Source organism: Thiorhodococcus mannitoliphagus (assembly GCF_010915725.1).
Taxonomy (GTDB): Bacteria; Pseudomonadota; Gammaproteobacteria; order Chromatiales; family Chromatiaceae; genus Thiorhodococcus; species Thiorhodococcus mannitoliphagus.
Map to the genome: position 1 here is coordinate 20,859 of NZ_JAAIJR010000013.1, position 21,168 is coordinate 42,026.

Below are 21,168 nucleotides of genomic sequence, written 5' to 3' on the forward strand. Positions count from 1 at the left end.
CAGGGGGCGATGCCCAGGGCTGGAAACCGCGCATCAGATAACGTCCCTTTGCGGTTCCGCGGGCTGCGTCACGGCTTGGCGCTGTTCTTTCTCGAGCTTCCGGCGGATCCTCTGGCGCTTGAGCATCGAGATGTGATCAACGAAGAGCTTGCCCTCGAGGTGATCGATCTCATGCTGGATGCAAACGGCCAGCAGTCCGTCGGCCTCTAAGGTGAAGGGTTCCCCATTGCGGTCGAGTGCCTGGGCGCGCACGCGCTCCGCGCGCGTCACTGATTCGAAGTAGCCAGGCACGGACAGGCAGCCCTCGTCCATCTGTTCCTTGCCTTCTTGCCAAATAATCTCTGGATTTATCAGGCAGAGCGGAGAATTATGGTCTTCAGACAGATCCATGACGACGACGCGCCGCTGGATGTTGACCTGGGTGGCCGCGAGCCCGATGCCGGGCGCGGCGTACATGGTTTCGAGCATGTCGTCCACGAGACGACGGATGTCGTCATCGACGTGGTCGACAGGCAGTGCTTTCTTGCGCAGTCTTGGATCCGGGAAGGTGAGTATGTCGAGCTTGGCCATAACGATCGCCAACCGTATCGGTTGCTTGGTGGGTAGAAGGAACGAAGATGGGTGCGTTACTATCCGACAAATCTTACACCCCATTGTGGGGGCGGGTGAAACCCGTTTCGACCATCCCGGAGGGTCTATGCGTGCGCTGAAACGCTGTCTTGCAGCCACTTCTGTTGTACTTTGCTCCATGTTGCTCGGGGTGCAGTCCGCGACATCGGCCGAGCTTGCGGCCGACGCGCCGCAGACCTATGTCGTTCAATCCGGCGATACGCTCTGGTCGATCGCTGGGCGCTTCTTGAGAGATCCCTGGCTCTGGTCGGAAGTCTATGAGGCCAACCCCGGCATTGGCGATCCGAACCTCATCTACCCCGGGGATGTGCTAGAGCTGCGCATGGTCGGCGGTGAGCCGCGCATTCGCCGCTCGCGTGGCGCCTCGGGGCAAGGGGGGGCGCGAGTCGTGAGGCTCAGTCCTCAAGTACGCTCGTCCTCGCTGACCGAGGCCGTTCCGACGATTTCCATTGCCGCGATTGGACCCTTCTTGACGCAACCCTACGTCGCCGATTCGGACGAGATCAAGCGCGCATCCTACGTCGTGGGATTCCCGGACGAACACCTCCTCGCCGGGGTGAATGACTCCATCTATGTGCGCAAGATCCGCTCCGCAGATCAGACCCGCTTCCACGTCTTGCGCCCGGGCGACGAGCTGCGTGACCCGGACTCCAACGAGCTGCTCGGCTATGAGGCGACTTTTGTCGCTAGTGCCGCGCTCGAGCGCGTCGGCGACCCGGCCAAGCTCAAGGTCGTGCGCATGGAGCGCGCGGTTTCCATTGGGGATCGCGTCATCCCGGCGAGCGAGGAGCGCCCGCTCGTGAACTTCTTCCCGAAGCCGGCGCCGAGTGGCGCGCGGGGGCGAATCATCTCCGTTCTCAATGGGGTGTCTCAGATCGGGCGCTATGACGTTGTCGTGCTGAATCTTGGGGAGCGAGATCGGGTCTCCGTCGGTGATACCTTCGAGATGTACATCGGTGGCGAAAAGGCACCCGATGATGTGCGGCGAGGGATGAATCTCCAGCGTCCGCCCGCCGAGAGCCCGTTCTCGAGCGGCTTCTGGCTCGGTCCCGATTGGGAGCGGAAAGGTTGGCTGCGCGATGAACCCGACGCAGATTCGTCCTTGCCGATCCACGCGGATTGGCGGCGTAACCAGAGCCAGTACGTGACGCCTTTCGAGCGCTCCGGGCTCCTCATGGTCTTCCGCACCTTCGACCGTGTCAGTTTTGGCATCGTTCTGAAAGCCAACCGTTCCCTTCACGTGGGCGATTGGCTTGCCCCGCCGCCTGCCTGAGGCCTTGGAGCCCCATTCTGAGGGCAGTGAGACGGAGCTTAGCGACTGGATCGCGCTCAGCCAAGCGCCGGGCATCGGGCCGAGGACCTTTGCCCGGCTGCTCGAGCACTTCGGCAGCCCTGCGGCCGTGCTGCGGGCGCCCGCGAGCCGCTTGGCTGACGCTGGGCTCAAGCCCGCTGCAGTCGCTGCGATCGGCGCGCCGGATCAGGACGCGATCGAGGCTTCCCTGAGATGGGCCGAGCGCACGGATGCCTACGTCTTGACGCTCGCCGACGCGGCTTACCCGCCAGCGCTCAGGGAGATCCCAGACCCACCGCCTCTCCTCTATGTGCGCGGTGATCTTTCCCTCCTAACCGAGCCCCAGCTGGCAATCGTGGGGAGCCGAAATCCGACGCCCGGCGGGCGTGAGATTACTCGGGAGCTGGCGCGCGCCCTCGCTGCCTACGGGCTTGTCATCACCAGCGGCATGGCGACCGGGATCGATGGCATTGCCCATGAGGCGGCATTGGAAGTGGGGCGAACGGTCGCCGTGCTTGGTACGGGGCCAGATTTGGTCTACCCGGCCGCGCATCGAGAACTCGCGCATCGCATCGTCGAGTCCGGCGCCCTGGTGAGTGAGCTGCCGCCAGGTCAAGGCCCATTGCCGCAGAACTTTCCACGTCGCAATCGCATCATCAGCGGCCTTTGTCTCGGGGTTCTCGTGACCGAGGCGGCGCTGAAGAGCGGTTCGCTCATCACCGCGCGAATGGCTTTGGAGCAAGGGCGTGAGGTCTTTGCCGTTCCCGGATCCATTCGCAGCCCTCTCGCCCAAGGCTGTCATAGCCTGATCCGTGATGGCGCCAAGCTGATCCAATCCCCCGATGAGATCCTGACCGAACTGGCGCCTCAGCTGAAAGCCCTGATCGCTGCGGACGCGGGCGCTGCCGCGAGCCAGATTCGGCCGCTTGAGGCCGCCCTGGACGAGGGACAGAAGGCGCTCTTGGATGCCATGGGTTTCGACCCCGTGGCGCCGGACGAGCTGATCGCGCGCACGGGCTTAACGGCTGATCGGATTTCCTCCATGTTGTTACTCATGGAGATCGAGGGTCATGTATCATCGGTGCCAGGAGGCCGTTATTGCCGGATGCGCGGCGATCGCTAGAGGCTCCGCAGCAGGAGCGCGCGCCCAGGCGCCTTTCTCTCGTGGGGCGGCGTCATATACCGAGGTTGGCTGATGAACGAGAATATGGTCGATGTTTTGATCTATCTTTACGAGAACTACATGGACGGCGAGGAACAGCCAGCCGTGGAGCAGAGCGAACTCGAGGACGAGCTGTCTCAAGCGGGCTTTACTCAGGGTGAGATCGATAAGGCATTACGCTGGCTCGACGAACTCGCCGCTGGCGTGGACGCACCCCAGTATCACGATCATACGGTCGGCTCTGTGCGCATCTACTCCGAGCAGGAGTGCCAGAAGCTGGACGTTGAGGTGCGCGGCTTGCTCTTTTCGCTTGAGCACAACGGTATTCTCGATCCGGTCAGCCGTGAACTCGTGATCGATCGGCTGCTCGCGATCGATCATCCCCTGGTCGTCGAGGACGAAGTGAAATGGGTGGCCTTGCTGGTCCTCATGAATCGCCCTGGGCGTGAGGACGCCTTCACGCAGCTAGAGGAAATGGTCTACAGCGAGGAGCCCAGCTACCTCCACTAGTCTGCACGGCGGTCGGATTCCCCTTCCCTGATCTCGTATCGCCCTGATCTCGTATCGCCTTGGGCTCTCTTGCAGACAGGGCGATTACGCCCACCTTCCTGCTCTGTGGTCCGCGCGCTTCAGTCTCGTGGTAAGCGCGCGCGACCCTTGACGCTGGCACGAGGTCTGGGTTTACCCTAGTCAGCCTTTCAACCTAGACCTGCCCGAGTCGACTCCTGCATGAATCTCGTTATCGTCGAATCACCGGCCAAGGCTAAGACCATCAAGAAGTACCTCGGACCTGATTTCGAGGTGATCGCGTCCTATGGCCATGTGCGCGACCTCGTGCCCAAAGAGGGGGCGGTCGATCCCGATCATGACTTCGCGATGAAGTATCAGATCATCGATCGTAACGAGAAGCATGTTCAGGCCATCTCTAAGATGCTCAAGGAGGCCGACGCCCTCTATCTCGCGACCGACCCTGACCGCGAGGGCGAGGCGATCTCCTGGCATCTCTTCGAGCTGCTCAAGAGCCGACGCCAGCTTGGCGAGAAGCCTGTGCATCGCGTGGTTTTCAACGAGATCACCAAGCGCGCCGTTCAAGATGCGGTCGCCAATCCGCGCGGTCTCTCGTACGACCTCATCAACGCACAGCAGGCGCGTCGGGCGCTCGATTATCTCGTCGGCTTCAACCTCTCGCCGCTGCTGTGGAAGAAGATTCGACGCGGACTCTCGGCCGGCCGGGTGCAGAGTCCAGCGCTGCGCGCGATCTGTGAGCGTGAAGCGGAGATCGAAGCCTTCGTCCAGCGGGAATACTGGACGGTTGAGGCCGATGCCGAGAAGGACGAGAAGGCGTTCAGCGCCAAGCTCACCGCCTTTGCCGGTGAGAAGGTTGAACAGTTCAGCATCGTCGACGAGACCCGCGCGACCGAGGTCCAGCAAGCCTTGGAGGCGGCCGCAAGCGGTAAGCTCAAGGTCGAGCAGGTCGAGCGCAAGCAGCGCAAGCGCAACCCGGCGCCGCCCTTCATTACATCGACGCTCCAGCAAGAGGCCGCCCGCAAGCTGGGCTTCACGGCGCAGCGCACCATGCGCGTGGCGCAGCAGCTTTACGAGGGCGTGGATGTTGGCGGCGGCGCGGTCGGTCTCATCACCTACATGCGTACGGACTCCGTGAACCTGGCCCAGGAGGCCATCGCGGAGATTCGCGCCTATGTCACGGAACGCTACGGTGAGGCCGATCTGCCGGATCAGCCGCGGGTGTTCAAGACCAAGGCAAAGAATGCCCAAGAGGCCCATGAGGCCATTCGCCCAACCTCGATCCTGCGTGAGCCGGCGGCCATCAAGGCGCATCTGTCCCCTGAGCAGTTCCGGCTCTACGAGCTGGTCTGGAAGCGCACCTTGGCCTGCCAAATGCGACACGCCCTCATCAATCAGGTGGCGATCGATCTGAGCGCCGGAGAAGGTAATCTTTTTCGTGCCACGGGATCCGTCGTCGCCGAGCCGGGCTTCATGCGGGTCTATCTCGAGGGGCGAGATGACGTCAAGGGAGCGGACGATGACGAGGACCGGATGCTCCCGGACATGAAGGTGGGGGAGCTGATCGATCTCAAGCAGATTCGCTCCGAGCAGCACTTCACCGAGCCGCCGCCGCGCTACAGCGAGGCATCCTTGGTCAAGGCCCTCGAGGAATACGGCATTGGTCGTCCGTCGACCTATGCCTCGATCATCTCGACGCTGCAGGACCGCGAGTACGTGGTTCTGGATAAGAAGCGCTTTCACCCGACGGATGTCGGACGGGTGGTCAACAAGTTCCTGACCGAGTATTTCACCTCCTACGTCGACTATGACTTCACGGCTCGCCTCGAGGACAAGCTCGATGCCGTGTCGCGCGGCGAGGAGGAATGGATCCCGCTGCTCGAACAGTTCTGGAAGCCCTTCAAGACCCGTGTCGATCATACTCAGGAGAACGTCAAGCGCAGCGACGTGACTCAAGAGAAGATCGATGAGGTGTGCACCAAGTGCGGTGGTCAGCTTGCGATCCGGCTGGGCCGCAACGGGCGCTTCATTGGCTGTACCAATTATCCGGACTGTGACTACACCAGAGACCTCAATGCCGACAAGGCCGAGCAAGAGGCCCCGGAAGTCGTGGAAGGCCGCTCCTGCCCAGAGTGCGGCGCTGTCTTGGAGGTCAAACGCGGACGCTACGGAAAATTCATCGGCTGCAGCGCCTACCCCAAATGCAAGCACATCGAGCCGCTCGAAAAGCCGGTCGATACGGGCATCGCCTGTCCCAAGTGTCAGAAAGGCACCCTGCAGAAGAAGAAGTCCCGCCGTGGCAAGGTCTTCTACTCCTGCTCCACCTATCCCAAGTGTGATTATGCAGTCTGGGACGAGCCGATCGATGGCCCCTGTCCGCGTTGTGGCTGGCCGGTGCTGACGGTCAAGGTGACCAAGACGAAGGGATCTAGCAAGGTTTGTCCGCAGAAGGAGTGCAGCTATCGGGAACCGCTCGATCAGGCGGAAACGGAGCAGGCGGAGTCTTGATAGCGCTGCCTGGCGCTCGCGGCTACCTCAGGGCGTCGCGGACGCGCGACCAGGGGAAATTGCCTGCGGATCCTGGAAAGGCTCCGCCAGGATCGATTTTCTGCTTGTAGCGGCGTCCGCCGCATTCAAAGCTGCGATTGTCCAGCTCGCTGTGGCCCTTCACTTGGCTAGGGCTGATGTCATAGGTGCGATCCAGTCGCTTGAGTAGCCCGATCAAGGCGTCGATTTGCGCTTCAGGGAAGGGGTCTCTGCCGTCCCCGTCGTTGACCAGCTCGATTCCAATGGACCCTTTGTTGTGCCCGCGGGCGTGGTGCGCGATGCGCGATTCGGGGGTGCCCGCCACGATGGTGCCGTCACGACCGATGAGGTAGTGGTAGCCGATGTTGGGATTCTTGGCGAAATAGCGGCGAATGGACGTCAGTGTGCCCCCAGGTGCGTGCCAGAGCTTACCCTGCTTGCAGCCTGGGCCGCCGGTTGCATGGATGACGATAAGATCGATCTCGCGTGCCTCGGCTGAGGTCCATGCGAAAACCGCGAATAGGGCGGCCAGCGGGGCCGAGAGGCGGAGGTTGCTCATTGGTGTCGGCGGACGCTGGCCCGCGTCAGGCCCATGCTGGCTTGATGGACGAAGTGCTTGAAATCGTCGAAGCTGGCGGCGTCCAGCGGGCGGTTGGTGAGGCTGCGGTCGGCGTAGAAGAGTCCGATGCTCCGGTTCTCGACCACGATGGGCGCGACCATGAAGGCCGTCGCCTTGGTCAGTTCGGTGAGCCGTTCCGAGATGGCCGCATCCGCGGGTCTCGTCGTCGATTCGACCAGGTAGGGATGCTTGTGATCCAGCGTTTGAAAGAGCACGTCTTGCCCGCGGCTGGGGCGTTTGAAGGCAAAACGCTCGGAGAGCGCGTCGTCATCAGCGCCGAGCGCGTACTTTGCCTTGATGACGCTCTTGTCCGGGGTGGTCAGCGCGAACACGACCCGGTCGACACCTACGCCACGGAAGATGCCCTCGAGCACCAACTCCATGATGACGTTGAAGCTGCAGGCGCTGCCTTCCAGCACCGCTGAGAGTTCGCGCAACACCTTGGCTTGAAATTCGGGGTCGCGGTTTGATGCCTCGGCCAGGCTCGCCGTTGCGGCGGGCGCCGAGCTATCCGCACTGCGAGCGGCCTCCGGGACAGCGGTCTCAGGGTACGGCTGAGGGATGTGGGGCGCGGCGAAGGCGGCGCCGAAGTCGGTTGCGACGTCGATCGCGGCACGCGCTTTCTGGAGAAGCAGCGCCTTGGTTTTCTCAGGCGAGAGTTCCGCGAGCTTGGCTGCCTTGGTGAATAGCTTGGACATGGCGTCCGATTGCCATCCATGCTCCTCGGCGCAGCGGGCGATTTGGTGCCCTAGCATGACGTTCTGAATACGCGGGTCCTGGCGGGTTGGGTACTGGGTGGCATCTTGTAACAGCTGGCTGAGATGCCACTCCTGGACCAATTGGCGACTCAGTTGACTGAGACGAAAGCCGAGGACGCGCTCTTGGGCCTGCTCTTGAGTCAGTCCCTGTTGGCTTGCAAGCTGCTCGACCCGGTCGGCTTGCTCGCCTCCAAAGCACCAGAATGCCAGCTCGCCGATGCGGTAGAGCAGGGTGGCAATGAAGACCTCCTCGGGAGACTTGTCGCCTCGTGCTGCCGCGAGTGAGCGTGCCTGCACGGCCGCGTGCATGGCCCGGCCGAGTTCGCGGCCAAGCCGCTCCTTGGCGGCTCCCTGAACCAGGGTGTCGATGAGCGTCAGCGTCAGGCAGATGTTGCGAACCGCGTTGAATCCTAGAACGATCACAGCGCGGGTAATGGTGTTGATCCCGTTGGTGCTGGGGTTGTAGAGGATGGAATTCGCCAGCTTGAGCACGCGCGCCGTCATGGATGAGTCGTGCAGAATGACATCGGCGAGGTCAGACATGGGGGCTCGGTCGTCGCTCGAGAGCGCAATGATACGCTGGACGGTCTGATCGAAGATTGGCATGTCCTGGCGGCGGATCAGCTCCAGCCACGCGTCCAGGCTACTTTGGGGCTCCATGTCTCTTTTCATTGTTTGACTAGATCTAATTCGGAGTCCCACTATAGGCGAGGGGGTGGGGTATTTCCACCAACGCATGGCGCCGCGTGCAGCCATTGTTGTGCGCGTGCGATTTCGATTTGAGGTGGCTGCCGAGCCTTCGAGAGGAGTAGGTCAGGGCTTATGCTGAAGGCTTCGTCCCATCGTTTGCGTCTCGCCGCGCGAATGCTGCGGCAAGGCGGGGTCATCGCCTATCCAACCGAGGCCGTCTATGGGCTGGGATGTGATCCGCGCAATCCATTGGCGATCGAACGCCTGCTGGCCATCAAACAGCGCCCGGCATCGAAGGGACTCATCCTGATCGCCGCTGACATGGGGCAGCTTGCCCCCTTCGTCGATTGGCTCGCTGACGGGCGGATGCGCGAGATTCGTGAGAGCTGGCCCGGTCCGCATACCTGGCTGCTGCCCGCCAAGGCAACGACGCCGTCTTGGCTGACTGGCGACTTCGAAACACTGGCCGTGCGGATGACGGCCCATCCGTTGGCGGCGGCACTGTGTCGGACCTTTGGGGGGGCGATCGTCTCCACGAGCGCCAACAGGTCCGATCAACCGCCCGCTAGGAGCGCGCTCGAGGTGCGTCGGACGTTGGTCGCTCAGTTGGACTATCTACTGGTTGGCGCCTGCCAAGGCGCGAACCGCCCGTCCGTCATTCGCGATGGCCGCACGGGGCGCGTGATTCGCGCCTGAGCGGATCTTGGAGGTTCCTCGCGACGTCTCTTGTGACACTGCATCGGCGATGCTGGGTTGCTGATCGCCGGATGCTTGGACTGCGGTCGGCATCATCGCTCTACGAGCGTCGATGCCGATACTTCCAGGGGGTCTGGTGCAGACCGCGTCGCTTCCAAATGCCGCGTTTTTCCTCACGGGCCTCGCGCTCGGCGCGGAAGTAGCGTGGGTTGTCGCAGTAGCGGTCGTAGACGGCCGCTTGGCCGCTCCGCACTTGCTCCAAGTTGAGTGAGATGCGGTTCTCGCCAGTCGAATAGACCTCGCCTAGGGTGCGGCCAAAGCGATCTTGTTCGAACGGGATCAGATCCAGGCGCCGCGTCGCCATCTCTTTGAGGTGTGCTCGAGAACGGTCGCCCCATGGCTGCTGGCCTTTTTCCGGGGCGTCGATGCAGTGGAGCCGCACTTCCACGGGCTTGCCTGCGCAGACAAGCCGCAGGGAGTCGCCATCCAGCACATAGTCCAGTCGGCAGCTTTGGGAGCCAAGCTGCAGTCCCCAGGTAGCGGGCACCAGTCCGGGACCCCACCGCTCCACCGCCCAGGCTCCGGTCAGGACCAGGGCGATGAGGATGGATCCGAGCCCCGAGCGCAGGCCTCTAGTGCGTCTCAGCATGGAATGCGCGCCTGTGGCTCATTGCTTGGGGGTGGTCTGAGCTAGCCATTCAGCCACATGTGGACGGCGATACTGGAGAGGTAGCCGAGGGCGATGGCCGGTGTCCATTCGAAATGGGCGAAGAAGGTGTAGGTGCCGCGCGCCTGGCCCATGAGGGCGACGCCCGCGGCGGAGCCGATTGACAGCAAGGAGCCGCCGACACCGGCGGTCAGGGTCACCAGCAGCCACTGAGTCTCACTCATGTCCGGATTCATGGTAAGGACGGCGAACATGACCGGGATGTTGTCGACGATGGCCGAGAGTACGCCGACCGTGACGTTGGCGAGCGTCGGTCCCCATTGCGTATACATGACCTCCGAGGCCATGGCGAGGTAGCCAATCTGCCCCAGTCCACCCACGCAGAGAATCACACCGTAGAAAAAGAGCAAGGTATCCCACTCGGCGCGCGCGACCTTGTTGAAGACGTCGAAGGGGGTCATGTCGCCGACTAGGGCCGCCTTATCCTCGTTGCGCTTTTGCCAGCTGTGATGGCTCATGCGCAGGAAGAACCCGAAGAATTGCAGATAGCCTAGGCCGGTGAGCATGCCGATGACGGGCGGCAGGTGGAGGAAGTTGTGAAAGCTCACCGCGGTCGCGATGGTCAGCAGAAAGAGCAGCATGATGCGCTTGGCGCCGCGGCGCATGTGGACGTCCTCGGACGTGGCCTCTGGCTTGAGCTTGGGAACCGCGAAGAACATGATCAGCGCCGGTACCACGAAGTTGACGATCGAGGGAACCACCAGCTTGAAGAAGCCGAAGAAGTCGACGATGCCCTTCTGCCACACCATCAGGGTGGTGATGTCTCCGAAGGGGCTGAAGGCGCCACCGGCATTGGCGGCGACCACGATGTTGATGCAGGCGAGGGTGACGAAGCGCTTGTTGTCGCCTCCGACGGCGAGCACGACCGCGCACATCAGCAACGCAGTGGTGAGGTTGTCGGCGATCGGGGAGATGCAAAAGGCGAGGATCCCCGTCATCCAGAAGAGGGCGCGGAACCCAAAGCCCTTGCGGATGAGCCAAGCGCGGAGTGCGTCGAACACCTGACGCTCTTCCAGCGCGTTGATGTAGGTCATGGCGACCAAGAGGAAGAGCATGAGTTCGGCGTATTCGAGCAGGTTGTGTCGCACCGCCTGCTCGGCCAGGTGGGCTTGGCCCTGCTCAGCATAGATCCAGGCGACGAGCGCCCAGATGATGCCGGCGGCAACGATCACCGGCTTGGACTTGCGCAGGTGGACGAACTCCTCCGCCATGACCAAGACGTAGGCAAGTCCGAAAATGATGAGTGCTGCGTAGCCGACGGGGTGCGTCGTCAGATCGAGGCTCTGACCCGAGTCAGACGCCATTGCGGCCAATGGCGTGAAGAGGGCGAAAGCGCCGAGGGCAAGGGCTCTGGCGGAAAGCATGGTCGTGCCTCTTTTGGTAAGCTGCTGAAAACCTTTCGGGATGAAAAAGCAGCCGAGGACGATACCTGTTGGGAGCAAGGACGCCAAGTGATGCTGGCTGTATCATCTGCTTCAGTGGCGAGTCTTTTTCATTCGGCCGATGGTAATTTTCTTTTTAATTAAGTGGGTTGCCTGGCTCTTTGCTTGAATTCAATCCTTTTTATTGAGGACGCGACTTGTGCTTTGCTTGGAGCATGACAGCCCTTGGGAGTGTGCTGATCGCTTGGGTTTCCAAAGTGGCCATCCAAACCGCGTCTTTGCCGCGCGCACTGATGACTGGCCTGGATAGCGGTCAGTCAGTGTCCGCACGAGGACCATCTCTTGGGCTGGGCATCTCGGTCTGGTCCGTCCGCATCGGGATGCCGTCATGAAGAAGCCTCTGCTCTTGCTCGGGTTTGCTGCGCTCGCTGTCGCTGCCTTCTTGCTATACCAGCGTCAGACGCCCGAAAGTGACGACGCCCGCACGCTGACCCTCTACGGGAACATCGACGTGCGGCTGGTCAATTTAGCCTTCGAGATCGAGGGCCGCATTGCCGAGATCGCCGTTTCCGAAGGTGCCTCTGTCACGGCGGGAGAGCAGGTCGCGCGGCTGGACACCCGCCGCTTGCTCCTGGCGCGCGACGTGGCCAAGGCGCAGGTCGATGCGCAGCGCTCGGAGCTTGACAAGCTGATCGCGGGTGTTCGGCCCGAGGAGATCCAGAAGCTCAGGGCTGATCTGGAGGCGGCGCGCGCCGAGGCCACCAGGACCAAACGACACGCCAAGCGGGCCAAGGAACTCGCCGAACGCAAGCTTGTGTCGCCTCAGGAAGACGAAGATGCTCAGACCTCCGCCAAGGCGGCCGAGGCCCGCGCGGGCGCGGTGCAAGCCGGTCTTGATCTGGCGCTTGCAGGCACGCGCCAGGAGGAGATCGCCGCGGCGAAGGCGAGGTTGGCGGCCGTGGACGGGGACTTGGCCAATGCACAAGTGAACCTGGATGACGCCGTTTTGCGCGCGCCCGCGAGCGGGATCGTCCAGAGTCGCATTCTGGAGCCCGGCGACATGGCATCGCCCTCACGGCCAGTGCTCACGCTGGCGCTCACGGAGCCGCTGTGGGCGCGCGTCTATCTGGCCGAGCCCGACTTGGGGCGGGTCAAGCAGGGCCAGCCCGCGGCGGTCTACAGCGACAGTTTCCCGGATAAGGCCTACGCAGGCTGGATCGGCTACATTGCACCCAGCGCTGAGTTCACACCCAAGAACGTGCAGACGACCGAGCAGCGCGCCGATCTGGTCTACCAAGCCCGCGTCTTCGTCTGTAATCCACGCGGTGAGTTGCGGCAGGGCATGCCGGTGACCGTGAAGATCGACCTCGAGGCGGCTGCGCAAATCGCGCCCGGCTGCATAGACGCCGCTCCTCGGCGCAGCCAACCCTGAAAGCTGACGTCCAGGAATCCGCGCAGACATTGACCGATTCCCCACTCGTCATCCGAGGGCTCACCAAGACCTTTCGCCCAGGCGGTCGGACGGTGCGGGCGCTCGACGCCGTGACCTTTGACTTGGCGCCTGGTGTGGTGACCGGACTCATCGGGCCAGACGGCGCTGGCAAGACCACACTGATGCGGATTACGGCTGGCCTCTTGCTGCCAGACGCGGGCGCTGTGGAGGTGCTCGGGCTGGATGTCGCCGTCGAGCCCCTTGAGGTTCAGGCCCGGATCGGCTACATGCCTCAGCGCTTTGGTCTCTATGAGGATTTGACCGTCGGCGAGAACCTCGACCTCTACGCGGATCTTCAAGGCGTGCCCGCGACGGCGCGTGTGGAGCGCTATGCCCGCTTGATGGAGATGACTGGACTTGGCGCCTTCATGAAGCGACTCGCCGGCCGGCTTTCCGGCGGCATGAAACAGAAGCTGGGCCTCGCCTGTACCCTGGTTCGGCCGCCCCGCCTGCTGCTGCTCGATGAGCCGACCGTCGGGGTGGATCCGGTGTCGCGCCGCGAACTCTGGTCGATCGTCTATCGGCTGGTCGAGGCGGAGGGGATGTCGGTGCTGCTCTCGACCGCCTATCTCGACGAGGCGGAGCGTTGCGCCCAGGTCGTTCTCCTTCATCAGGGCCGTATGGTCGATCAGGGGCCGCCGCGCCAGTTCAGTGAGCCCCTGCGCGGCCGAACCTTCAGCGTGCAGGTCGAGCCTGAGGGCAGACGCGCACTGCAGGCGCGCCTGAGTCGGTTGCCGGGTGTCCTGGATGCCGTGCTCCAGGGTGATGGGATTCGTGTGGTCTTGGAGGGGCAGTCCGATCAGCGCCCGTCCGACGCCGAGATGGCGGGCTGGCGGCCAGTCGATCCGAGGTTCGAGGACGGCTTCGTAGCCTTGCTGAGCGGTGAGCGCCATCGGGGTGAACTCCCTCGGGTGCATGCAAGGTCGATCTCCGGCGGCGAGGCGATCCAGGTCACCGACCTGACACGGCGTTTCGGTGACTTCGTGGCCGTCAAGCGCTTGTCCTTCGCGGTGCGCTCGGGCGAGGTCTTTGGGTTGCTGGGCGCCAACGGTGCGGGTAAGACCACGACCTTCCGCATGCTCTGCGGTCTCTTGCCGGTCAGCAGCGGGCATGTGCGTGTGGCCGGCGTGGATCTGCGCCATGCGGCCGCCGAGGCACGCGGGCGCATCGGCTACATGTCGCAGAAGTTTTCGCTCTACGCCAATCTGACGGTGCTGCAGAACCTCAACTTCTTTGCGCGCGCCTACGGCTTGCGTGGGCGCGAGGCCAAGGCGCGGATCCAATGGGCGCTTGAGGCTTTCGAACTCGATGCGTTCGCTGCGACGGAGAGCGGCACTCTACCGCTGGGCTACAAGCAGCGTCTCGCCATGGCCGCCGCGCTCATGCACGAGCCGGACATCCTCTTTCTCGACGAACCGACCTCCGGGGTCGATCCCCTGGCGCGCCGCGAGTTCTGGGATCGCATCAATGCCCTGGCCGAGGGCGGTGTGACCGTTCTGGTGACGACCCACTTCATGGAGGAGGCCGAGTATTGCGATCGGCTGGCCATCATGGCGTCCGGCGAGATCCTGGCGCTCGGCACCCCGGCTGAGATCAAGGCGCGTGCCGCTGGCGAAGACCAGCCGCAGCCGAGCATGGAGGAGGCCTTCATCGCACTCATTCAACGAAGAGATCCGGCCTGATGGCAGCTCTCCTCTCGCCTCGTCTGCTTGGCTTGCTGCGTAAGGAGTCGCTGCAGATCTTGCGCGACCCCTCCAGCATCGCCATCGCCTTCGTGCTGCCGGTATTGCTCTTGCTGCTGTTCGGCTACGGCGTTTCACTGGACTCCAAGCATGTCCCGGTGGGCATCGTCGTCGAGCAGCCCAGCTCGGAGGCAAGCTCCTTCCTGGGTGCCTTTCAGCAGTCCGTCTATTTCGAGCCGCGCTTCTATGGCACCCGGCAGGCGGGCCGCGAGGGGCTGCGTCAGCGTCAGGTGAAGGGTCTCCTGGTGCTCCCGGCGGATTTCGCGCAACGCCTCAAGGCTGACCGGGATGCCCCCATCCAGGTGATCGTCAACGGCGTGGATGCCAACTCCGCACGTCTGCTGGAAGGCTATGTCCAAGGCGTCTGGAGCAGCTGGCTGCAGCGCGAGCTGCAGGCTCGGCAGATCCCCGTCGCCCGGCCGGTCGAGCCGGAGACGCGGATTTGGTTCAACGCGGAGCTGGCCAGTCGCAATTACTTGGTCCCTGGGCTGCTGGTGGTGAACATGACCTTGGTCGGTGCGCTGCTGACGGCCCTGGTGTTCGCGCGGGAGTGGGAGCGGGGTACCTTGGAGGCCCTCATGGTCACGCCCGTGACTCTGGGCGAGATCCTGATCGGCAAGCTGCTGCCCTATTTCGTGCTCGGCATGGGCGGTATGGTGCTCTCGGTGCTCATGGCGCTGTTTCTCTTCGAGGTTCCCATGCGCGGATCCTTCTGGGTGCTCGCCCTCTGCTCGACGCTCTTTTTGTTGACGGCGCTCGGGATGGGGCTGCTCATCTCCATCGTCACACGCAACCAGTTCGTCGCGGGGATGATCGCCATCCTCGCGACCTTCTTGCCGGCCTTCCTGCTGTCGGGATTTCTCTTCGACATCGGCAGCATGCCCGCCGTCGTTCAGGTGGTCACCCACATCGTCGCGGCACGCTACTTCGTGACCATTTTGCAGAGCCTCTTTCTGGCGGGTGACGTCTGGAGCCTCATCCTCCCCAATGCGGCGGCCTTGGTGCTGATGGCGAGCTTTTTCCTCGGGCTCAGTCGGCGGCTGCTGCGCAAACGCTTGGAGTAAGCGCATGCTCGGACGCATTCTGGCGCTGACGGTGAAAGAGTTCTTGGCGCTCTTCAAGGACAAACGCAGCCGGTTCGTGGTGGTCATTCCGCCCTTGATCCAGCTGCTGGTGTTCGGCTATGCGGCCTCCTTCGACCTCAACCACATCCCCTACGCGGTCTATGATCGTGACGGTGGCTACGCCGCGCGGGAGCTTTTGGCACATTTTCAGGGCGCACCCAGCTTCGAGCTGGTCCGCCCGATCCAGCGCCAGGAGGAGATCGCCGAGCTGATCGACAGGCGCGCGGCGCTCTTGGTGATCCAGATCCCGCCGCGCTTCACCGCCGACTTGGTGTCAGGGCGCACCGCGCCGGTCCAGGTCTTGATCGACGGTCGCAACTCAAACAGTGCTCAGATCGCCCAAAGCGATGTGTCTCGGATCCTCACGGGCTTCAACCAAGACTGGATCGCGCAGCACCAGCTTCAGGGCATGCCCGTGAGTCTGGTGACGCGTGCCTGGTACAACCCCAATCTGGAGAGTCGCTGGTTCTTCGTATCCGGCTTGGTGGGCCTGCTGACCTTGGTGGTGACCATGATGGTGACCGCGCTCTCGGTTGCGCGCGAGCGCGAGCAGGGGACCTTCGATCAGCTGCTGGTGACGCCGCTGAGGCCGGTCGAGATCCTGATCGGCAAGGCCATGCCGGGGATCTTGATCGGCACCCTGGAGGCCTCATTGGTCGTTACCTTGGCCGTCTTCTGGTTCAAGGTCCCGCTGACGGGTGGGCTGGGGGTCCTCTACTCTGGGATTTTGCTGTTCGTGCTTGCGGCGGTGGGTGTCGGTTTGATGATCTCCTCGCTCGCCGCGACCCTGCAGCAGGCCCTGTTGGGGGCCTTCCTCTTCCTGGTGCCTGCGGTGATCCTTTCCGGGTTTGCGACGCCGATCGACAATATGCCGGACGCGGTGCAGACGCTGACGCTGGTCGACCCACTCAGGTACTACCTTGTGATCCTGCGCAGCGTCTTCCTGGAGGGGGCGGGCTTCGAGCTGCTGCTCCCCCAGATGTGGCCGCTCGCCCTAATTGCGCTCGCGACGCTTGCGGCCGCCGCCTGGCTGTTTCGGCATCGCATGAGCTAGCGCGGGAGTTTGCGGTAGGGCAGGGCGCGTGAGATATTAAGCGGCTTTGGTTTTTCGGAGACCTCGTCCTGCAACAGCTCGCTGCACCAGAGCACGGCGGTCGCCTGCGCGCGGCCGCCGAAGGCTTCGGTATCCCCTTGTCGGATTGGCTCGACCTCTCCACCGGAATCAACCCCAGGGCATGGCCGCTGCCCGAGGTGCCGGCCTGCGTCTGGAATCGCCTGCCCGAGGCCGATGATGGCTTGGAGTCCGCGGCCGCCCGCTACTACAGTGCAGAGGCGCCCTTGCCGCTGGCTGGCTCCCAGGCCGCGATTCAGGCGCTCCCGCGCCTGCGTGCGCCCTGCCGCGTTGGCGTGCCGGATGTCGGCTATCAGGAGCATGCCCATGCCTGGCTTTGTGCCGGCCATGAAGTCGTGTCGCTTCCAGGGGGCGACCTGGATGGTCATGGTGATGAGGGCTCGGGAGAACTCGACTGCCTGGTTGTCATCAATCCGAACAACCCGACCGGTCGGCGCTTTTCTCGAGAGACCCTGCTGGGCTGGCATGAGCGTCTCGCGGCCAGAGGCGGCTGGCTCCTGGTCGACGAGGCCTTCATGGATCCAACCCCAGCGCAAAGCCTGCTTGACCATGCGGGTCGTCCTGGGCTGATCATCCTGCGCTCACTCGGGAAGTTCTTTGGGCTGGCGGGCGCTCGGGTGGGTTTTCTCTTTGCGGATGAGCGGATCAGGACCCTGGTCGAGCATCGGCTTGGGCCATGGAGCCTGACTGGGCCGTCTCGCTGGGTCGCAGCGCGGGCGCTGGAGGACCGCGCTTGGCAGACTGAGGTCCAATCTGAGCTGCGGGCCGCTGCGCAGCGCCTGGCCTCGCTCTTGACGGCCAGCGGATTGCGGCCGAGCGGCGGGACACCGCTCTTTCAGTGGGTTCAGACCGGACGAGCGGAATCCATCCATAAGGCGCTTGCTGCCCAAGGTATCCTGACGCGGCTCTTCGCCGCCCCTTCCAGTCTGAGGTTCGGATTGCCTGGGGATGCGTCGGGGTGGGGGCGTCTCGAGCACGCGCTTCGATGCTTGGATCTTCCGCCCGAAAAGGGTCTTCCTCGCAGTCTCGTGGTTGCAACCTAGGGATTCAGGCGCTCAGGTCATGCTTCCGAACTGGCTCGAGGTTCCTGCGGCCGAGCATCCCCGATCTCTTGTGCCATTGACCTCAGACAAGGCCGCGTGCCTCAACATTGCTGATATTCGGGGCGAGCGGCCAAGAAGTCTCGCTCCTGACGCCGCCTGGGCGCGCAAGTCGCAATGGGGTCAGGGGCAAGGCGCGCGGCTCGCGGTTTTTCTCTCCGATCCTCGCCTAGCGGCTGCGCTTGAGGCGCGGGCGTCCGAATCGGCCTACTTTCCGCTTGCCTTCGCCGTCCTAGGCAGGGACCTGGCGCCGCTCCTGAGGCAGCAGGGACTTGAGCTGGATGTTGTGCATTCCGACACGCCTGCCCCTGCCGCAGAGAGGGCCGCAGCTGTGGATCTTGGTGGCGTGGTCGATGCGACCGAGGCGAGGCATTGGCTCGATGTCTCGCTCAGCGTGGGTCGGCATGCGGCCGAGCGCGCGAAGCTGGCGGGCTTTCGGCGCCTTGGCTGTGTTGGCGCCTCGGGTTCTCAACCCAGTGGCGCTCAGCGCCGGCAGGAGCGAGGGGGGCGCGAGCCTCTTGTGGCGGGCTTGCCCGGACCGTCGATTCCTGCGCGCGCCGATCGATTTCCACTGCAACTTTGTGGGCCAAAAATGGGTGGGCAAAAAGTCTATGAAGGACTGGTTCGAGGCGGAGATTTTGAGATTACCGCGATGGTTGGGGCGATGATCGCCTGCGCCCAGATGGGGCTCGAAGTCGTTGTCTGGGGCGCTCAGGGGAAGACCGCAGCCGAGCTTGCCGCTTGCCTGTGCCCAGGGGCTAAGCCCTGGTTGAGGCGTTCCGCCTCCTCCTCCGAAGGGGTTGAAGTGGCGGCGACGCCGACCGCACGCGAATCGCTGGCCTTGACTGGGAGCTAGTCCGCGAGTGTTAGGGCTCGGCGGACCTCAGCCGTGCTGCTGTCATGCTCCGCGCCCTGTTGCTCTCGCCTGAGCTGATGCCTGAGAAGGTTGAACTCCCAGATGCGCTCGGCCAGCGTCTGGCGTAGCTCGGCCTTCTCGAGTTCTGCGCTCAGTAGCTTGCGGCTCAGCCATTCGAGTCTGATGCCGACCACGTCCAGCTTGGTCCGCGTCAGCGCGATGGACTGCTCAAGCCTTTGCAGCCTGTGCTCGTTCAGGTTGGCGATCTGACAATTGGCCGGGCAGGGACCTGTATTGGGCATCTCCACTCCTTCCTGCTTAAGTCTTGCTGCTAGCGAACATCCTATCCCTTGAGTGCCCATCGGGCATCCGGAAAAACACTTATCTGTGTATGGCCGTTGGCGTGTCGCTGCCTGTCGCGCGGCATGAGACGGATGCATTGAGGAACTGAGCGGCCTTGGGTTGTCCCGAGCCGCGGAAGGTGCTGCCTATCTCGACGCCATGGATTTGCTCGGAGTGGTCGCGGCACGGCGTCCCTGCCGGCTCGATTCAAGGTGTCAGCTTGCGCTGTTTCCGAAGATGAGGTTCAGCATTCCTAGGGCGACGACTAGGAAGAGGACGGTCATGATGCCGCCGGCCTTCATGTAGTCGGGGACTCGGTAGCCGCCTGGCCCCATGATGAGGGCGTTGACCTGGTGGGTTGGGATGAGGAAAGAATTGGAGGTCGCGATCGCCACCGTGAGCGCGAAGACGGCCGGGTTTGCCCCGGCGCCGATCGCCATGTTGACCGCCAAGGGCACGAGCAGCACGGTTGCGCCCACGTTGGACATGACCAGCGTGAAGAAGGTCGCCAAGACAGCGAGGGCTGTTTGAATGACCCAGATCGGGACGTCGCCGAGTGCCGTCAGCGTCTGGTCCGCAATCCAGGCCGCAGTGCCGCTTTGCTCGACCGCGAGGCCAAGGGGGATGAGCGAGGCGAGCAGGAAGACGGTCTTCCAACTCACGGCCTCATAGGCCTCCTCCATCGATAAGACGCCCGTCAGCACCATCCCGACCGCACCTGTCAGCAAGGCCACGGAGAGCCTGAGGTCGGTGAAGAGCACCAGGCTCAGGGTCAGGACGAAGAGCAAGAGGGCGATCGGGACTTTGTGTGGGCGCAGCTCTTCGTGCGGATACTCTGTGGTCACGACGACGAAGTTGCGGTCTTTCTGGATCCGCGTGAGGTCTGCCCAGGTGGTATGGACGACCAGGGCGTCGCCGGGCTCGAAGGGCGTGTTGCGCACGCCTCCCGTGCGATAGGTGATCTGGGTGCCGCCGCGATTGATGGCGAGCAGTGACAGGCCATAGGTCTTGCGCATCCAGACGTCGCGCGCGGTCTTGCCGATGAGCGAGGAGCCCGGCGGGACGACGATTTCGGCCACGCCGGCCTTGGTGTTGGCCATGGTTTCCGCGAAGAGTTCTAAGTCGGGTTTCCCATCGAGCTTGTTAGCCTCGATCAGATCCGGGAAGGCGTCTGGGCCGCCGAGCAGGCACAGGGTGGATCCGGCCTCGATGCCAAGGGTCCGGTCGACGCCATCGGCACCGAAGCGCAGACCATCGCCCTTTTCGACACCGACGATGCGCACCTTCCAGAGACGCTCCAGCTCATCGACGTTGTTACCGATCAGCTGGCTGTTCACCGGGACGCGGAGTTCGCGGATCTCGAAGTCGCTCAGTCCATAGGTTTCGGCGAAGTACTGGCTGGTATCACTGCCCTCGAGCTTGTCCGACCCGCGCGCGGGCAGGACCAGTCGCCCCGCGACGACGAAGTAAAGGATGCCGGCGACCAGCAGCGCGGCCCCGATCGGGGTGACGTCGAAGAGCTGGAAGGTGCGCATGGGCTCCATGCCTTCCGGTAATGCCTGATTCGACGTCAGGATCAGATCGTTTAGCAGGATCAGTGGACTCGATCCGACCATGGTGATGGTGCCGCCGAGGATGGCGCAGAAGCCCATGGGCATCAGGAGGCGCGACATGGGCAGTCCGGTCCGCGCCGAGATTCGGCTGACCACGGGCAGGAAGAGCGCTGCGGCGCCGACGTTCTGCATGAAGCTCGAGATCACCCCGACCGTTCCCGAGATCAGGGGGATGATTCGCGCTTCCGTAGCCCCGCCGATGCGCATGATGAAGGCCGCGACCTTCGACATGATCCCGGTTTTGTCCAGGCCTGCGCCGACGATCATCACGGCGATGATGGAGATGACGGCGTTACTGGAGAAGCCGTCGAAAAGGTTCTCCACCGGGACCAGTCCTTGCTGGAGCCCAATCCAGGGTGCAGCTAGGGTCGTGAGACCGAGCAAGACCATCACGGTCACAGCCGCGACGTCCACGCTAACGACCTCGAAGGCGAAGAGAAAGATGGTCAGCAGCAGGAAGCCGGTGACCCAGGCGATCTCCGTGTTCGGGACGATTCCCGCCAGGTAGATCCCAACAATTGCAAAGAAGGCAGCGGCAATGTCCCTTTGGGACAGGCCCCTGAGCGCTGTGAGCATAACGGGCCCCTCTTATGATAGATCTTGTGCGACTTCTGCTCCGCTGGACGGAGGGCCGCGTTTGGAGCCTTTACGAAGGCGGGAAGCGCGTTCCGCTTCTCGGCTCCAGTATCGATGATGCGTTACGGGTTGCCAATATTCCTCGGTTTTCCCGCCTCCAGAGAGCGCGAAGCGCGCTTGTGCTG

Annotated in this window: 18 protein-coding genes; 11 read left to right on the forward strand and 7 right to left on the reverse strand. The window is 63.2% G+C overall.

Annotated features, from left to right (window positions below; genetic code table 11):
* Window positions 1-33: 33 nt before the first annotated feature.
* Window positions 34-570: a peptide deformylase gene (def, locus tag G3480_RS04890; protein WP_164652555.1), complete on the reverse strand. Its 537-nt coding sequence runs from the start codon at window positions 568-570 to the stop codon at window positions 34-36.
* Between the two features lie 127 nt (window positions 571-697).
* On the opposite strand from def, the gene G3480_RS04895 reads away from it, so the two are divergent.
* From G3480_RS04895 to topA, 4 genes are all read left to right on the forward strand, one after another.
* The gene (locus G3480_RS04895) at window positions 698-1,903 is read left to right on the forward strand and encodes a LysM peptidoglycan-binding domain-containing protein (protein ID WP_164652556.1); all 1,206 of its coding nucleotides are present in this window, start codon (window positions 698-700) and stop codon (window positions 1,901-1,903) included.
* Window positions 1,904-1,907: 4 nt separating this feature from the next.
* Window positions 1,908-3,044, forward strand: a complete 1,137-nt coding sequence (gene dprA, locus G3480_RS04900) for a DNA-processing protein DprA (protein ID WP_164652591.1) — start codon at window positions 1,908-1,910, stop codon at window positions 3,042-3,044.
* A gap of 72 nt (window positions 3,045-3,116) precedes the next feature.
* Window positions 3,117-3,593, forward strand: a complete 477-nt coding sequence (locus tag G3480_RS04905; protein ID WP_164652557.1) for a Smg family protein — start codon at window positions 3,117-3,119, stop codon at window positions 3,591-3,593.
* Window positions 3,594-3,812: 219 nt separating this feature from the next.
* Window positions 3,813-6,116, forward strand: a complete 2,304-nt coding sequence (gene topA, locus G3480_RS04910) for a type I DNA topoisomerase (protein WP_164652558.1) — start codon at window positions 3,813-3,815, stop codon at window positions 6,114-6,116.
* Between the two features lie 22 nt (window positions 6,117-6,138).
* Here topA and G3480_RS04915 read toward each other — a convergent pair whose 3' ends face one another.
* Both G3480_RS04915 and G3480_RS04920 read right to left on the reverse strand, forming a co-directional pair.
* Complete coding sequence (locus G3480_RS04915) at window positions 6,139-6,693, reverse strand: N-acetylmuramoyl-L-alanine amidase (RefSeq protein WP_164652559.1); 555 nt, start codon at window positions 6,691-6,693, stop codon at window positions 6,139-6,141.
* Window positions 6,690-8,171, reverse strand: coding sequence for an HDOD domain-containing protein (locus tag G3480_RS04920; RefSeq protein WP_240905589.1), 1,482 nt, complete (start codon window positions 8,169-8,171; stop codon window positions 6,690-6,692). Before G3480_RS04920 ends, G3480_RS04915 begins: the two co-directional genes overlap by 4 nt.
* Window positions 8,172-8,336: 165 nt before the next feature.
* On the opposite strand from G3480_RS04920, the gene tsaC reads away from it, so the two are divergent.
* On the forward strand, window positions 8,337-8,897 hold the full coding sequence (gene tsaC / locus G3480_RS04925; protein ID WP_206171501.1) for an L-threonylcarbamoyladenylate synthase type 1 TsaC: 561 nt from the start codon (window positions 8,337-8,339) through the stop codon (window positions 8,895-8,897).
* Window positions 8,898-8,997: 100 nt separating this feature from the next.
* Here the strand turns inward: tsaC and G3480_RS04930 are convergent, their stop codons facing one another.
* Both G3480_RS04930 and nhaD read right to left on the reverse strand, forming a co-directional pair.
* Complete coding sequence (locus G3480_RS04930) at window positions 8,998-9,546, reverse strand: thermonuclease family protein (protein ID WP_164652562.1); 549 nt, start codon at window positions 9,544-9,546, stop codon at window positions 8,998-9,000.
* 41 nt (window positions 9,547-9,587) lie between these two features.
* Window positions 9,588-10,988, reverse strand: coding sequence for a sodium:proton antiporter NhaD (gene nhaD / locus G3480_RS04935; protein WP_164652563.1), 1,401 nt, complete (start codon window positions 10,986-10,988; stop codon window positions 9,588-9,590).
* Between the two features lie 406 nt (window positions 10,989-11,394).
* Between nhaD and G3480_RS04940 the strand changes: the two genes are divergently transcribed.
* From G3480_RS04940 to G3480_RS29430, 6 genes are all read left to right on the forward strand, one after another.
* Complete coding sequence (locus tag G3480_RS04940; protein WP_164652564.1) at window positions 11,395-12,438, forward strand: HlyD family secretion protein; 1,044 nt, start codon at window positions 11,395-11,397, stop codon at window positions 12,436-12,438.
* Window positions 12,439-12,467: 29 nt separating this feature from the next.
* Entirely contained in the window at window positions 12,468-14,180 is a 1,713-nt protein-coding gene (locus G3480_RS04945) for an ATP-binding cassette domain-containing protein (protein WP_164652565.1), read from the forward strand.
* A complete protein-coding gene (locus G3480_RS04950; RefSeq protein ID WP_164652566.1) occupies window positions 14,180-15,304 on the forward strand; it encodes an ABC transporter permease in 1,125 nt (374 codons plus the stop codon). Before G3480_RS04945 ends, G3480_RS04950 begins: the two co-directional genes overlap by 1 nt.
* Window positions 15,305-15,308: 4 nt before the next feature.
* A complete protein-coding gene (locus G3480_RS04955; RefSeq protein ID WP_164652567.1) occupies window positions 15,309-16,418 on the forward strand; it encodes an ABC transporter permease in 1,110 nt (369 codons plus the stop codon).
* 104 nt (window positions 16,419-16,522) lie between these two features.
* On the forward strand, window positions 16,523-17,539 hold the full coding sequence (cobD, locus tag G3480_RS04960) for a threonine-phosphate decarboxylase CobD (RefSeq protein ID WP_164652592.1): 1,017 nt from the start codon (window positions 16,523-16,525) through the stop codon (window positions 17,537-17,539).
* Window positions 17,540-18,188: 649 nt separating this feature from the next.
* Window positions 18,189-18,452, forward strand: a complete 264-nt coding sequence (locus G3480_RS29430) for a nicotinate-nucleotide--dimethylbenzimidazole phosphoribosyltransferase (protein WP_420824606.1) — start codon at window positions 18,189-18,191, stop codon at window positions 18,450-18,452.
* Here the strand turns inward: G3480_RS29430 and G3480_RS04970 are convergent.
* Window positions 18,449-18,754 carry a hypothetical protein gene (locus G3480_RS04970; RefSeq protein WP_164652569.1) on the reverse strand — a complete coding sequence of 102 codons (306 nt, stop codon included), beginning with the start codon at window positions 18,752-18,754 and terminating at the stop codon, window positions 18,449-18,451. The genes G3480_RS29430 and G3480_RS04970 overlap by 4 nt on opposite strands.
* A 255-nt stretch (window positions 18,755-19,009) precedes the next feature.
* A complete protein-coding gene (locus tag G3480_RS04975) occupies window positions 19,010-20,983 on the reverse strand; it encodes an SLC13 family permease (protein WP_164652570.1) in 1,974 nt (657 codons plus the stop codon).
* Between the last annotated feature and the right edge of the window lie 185 nt (window positions 20,984-21,168).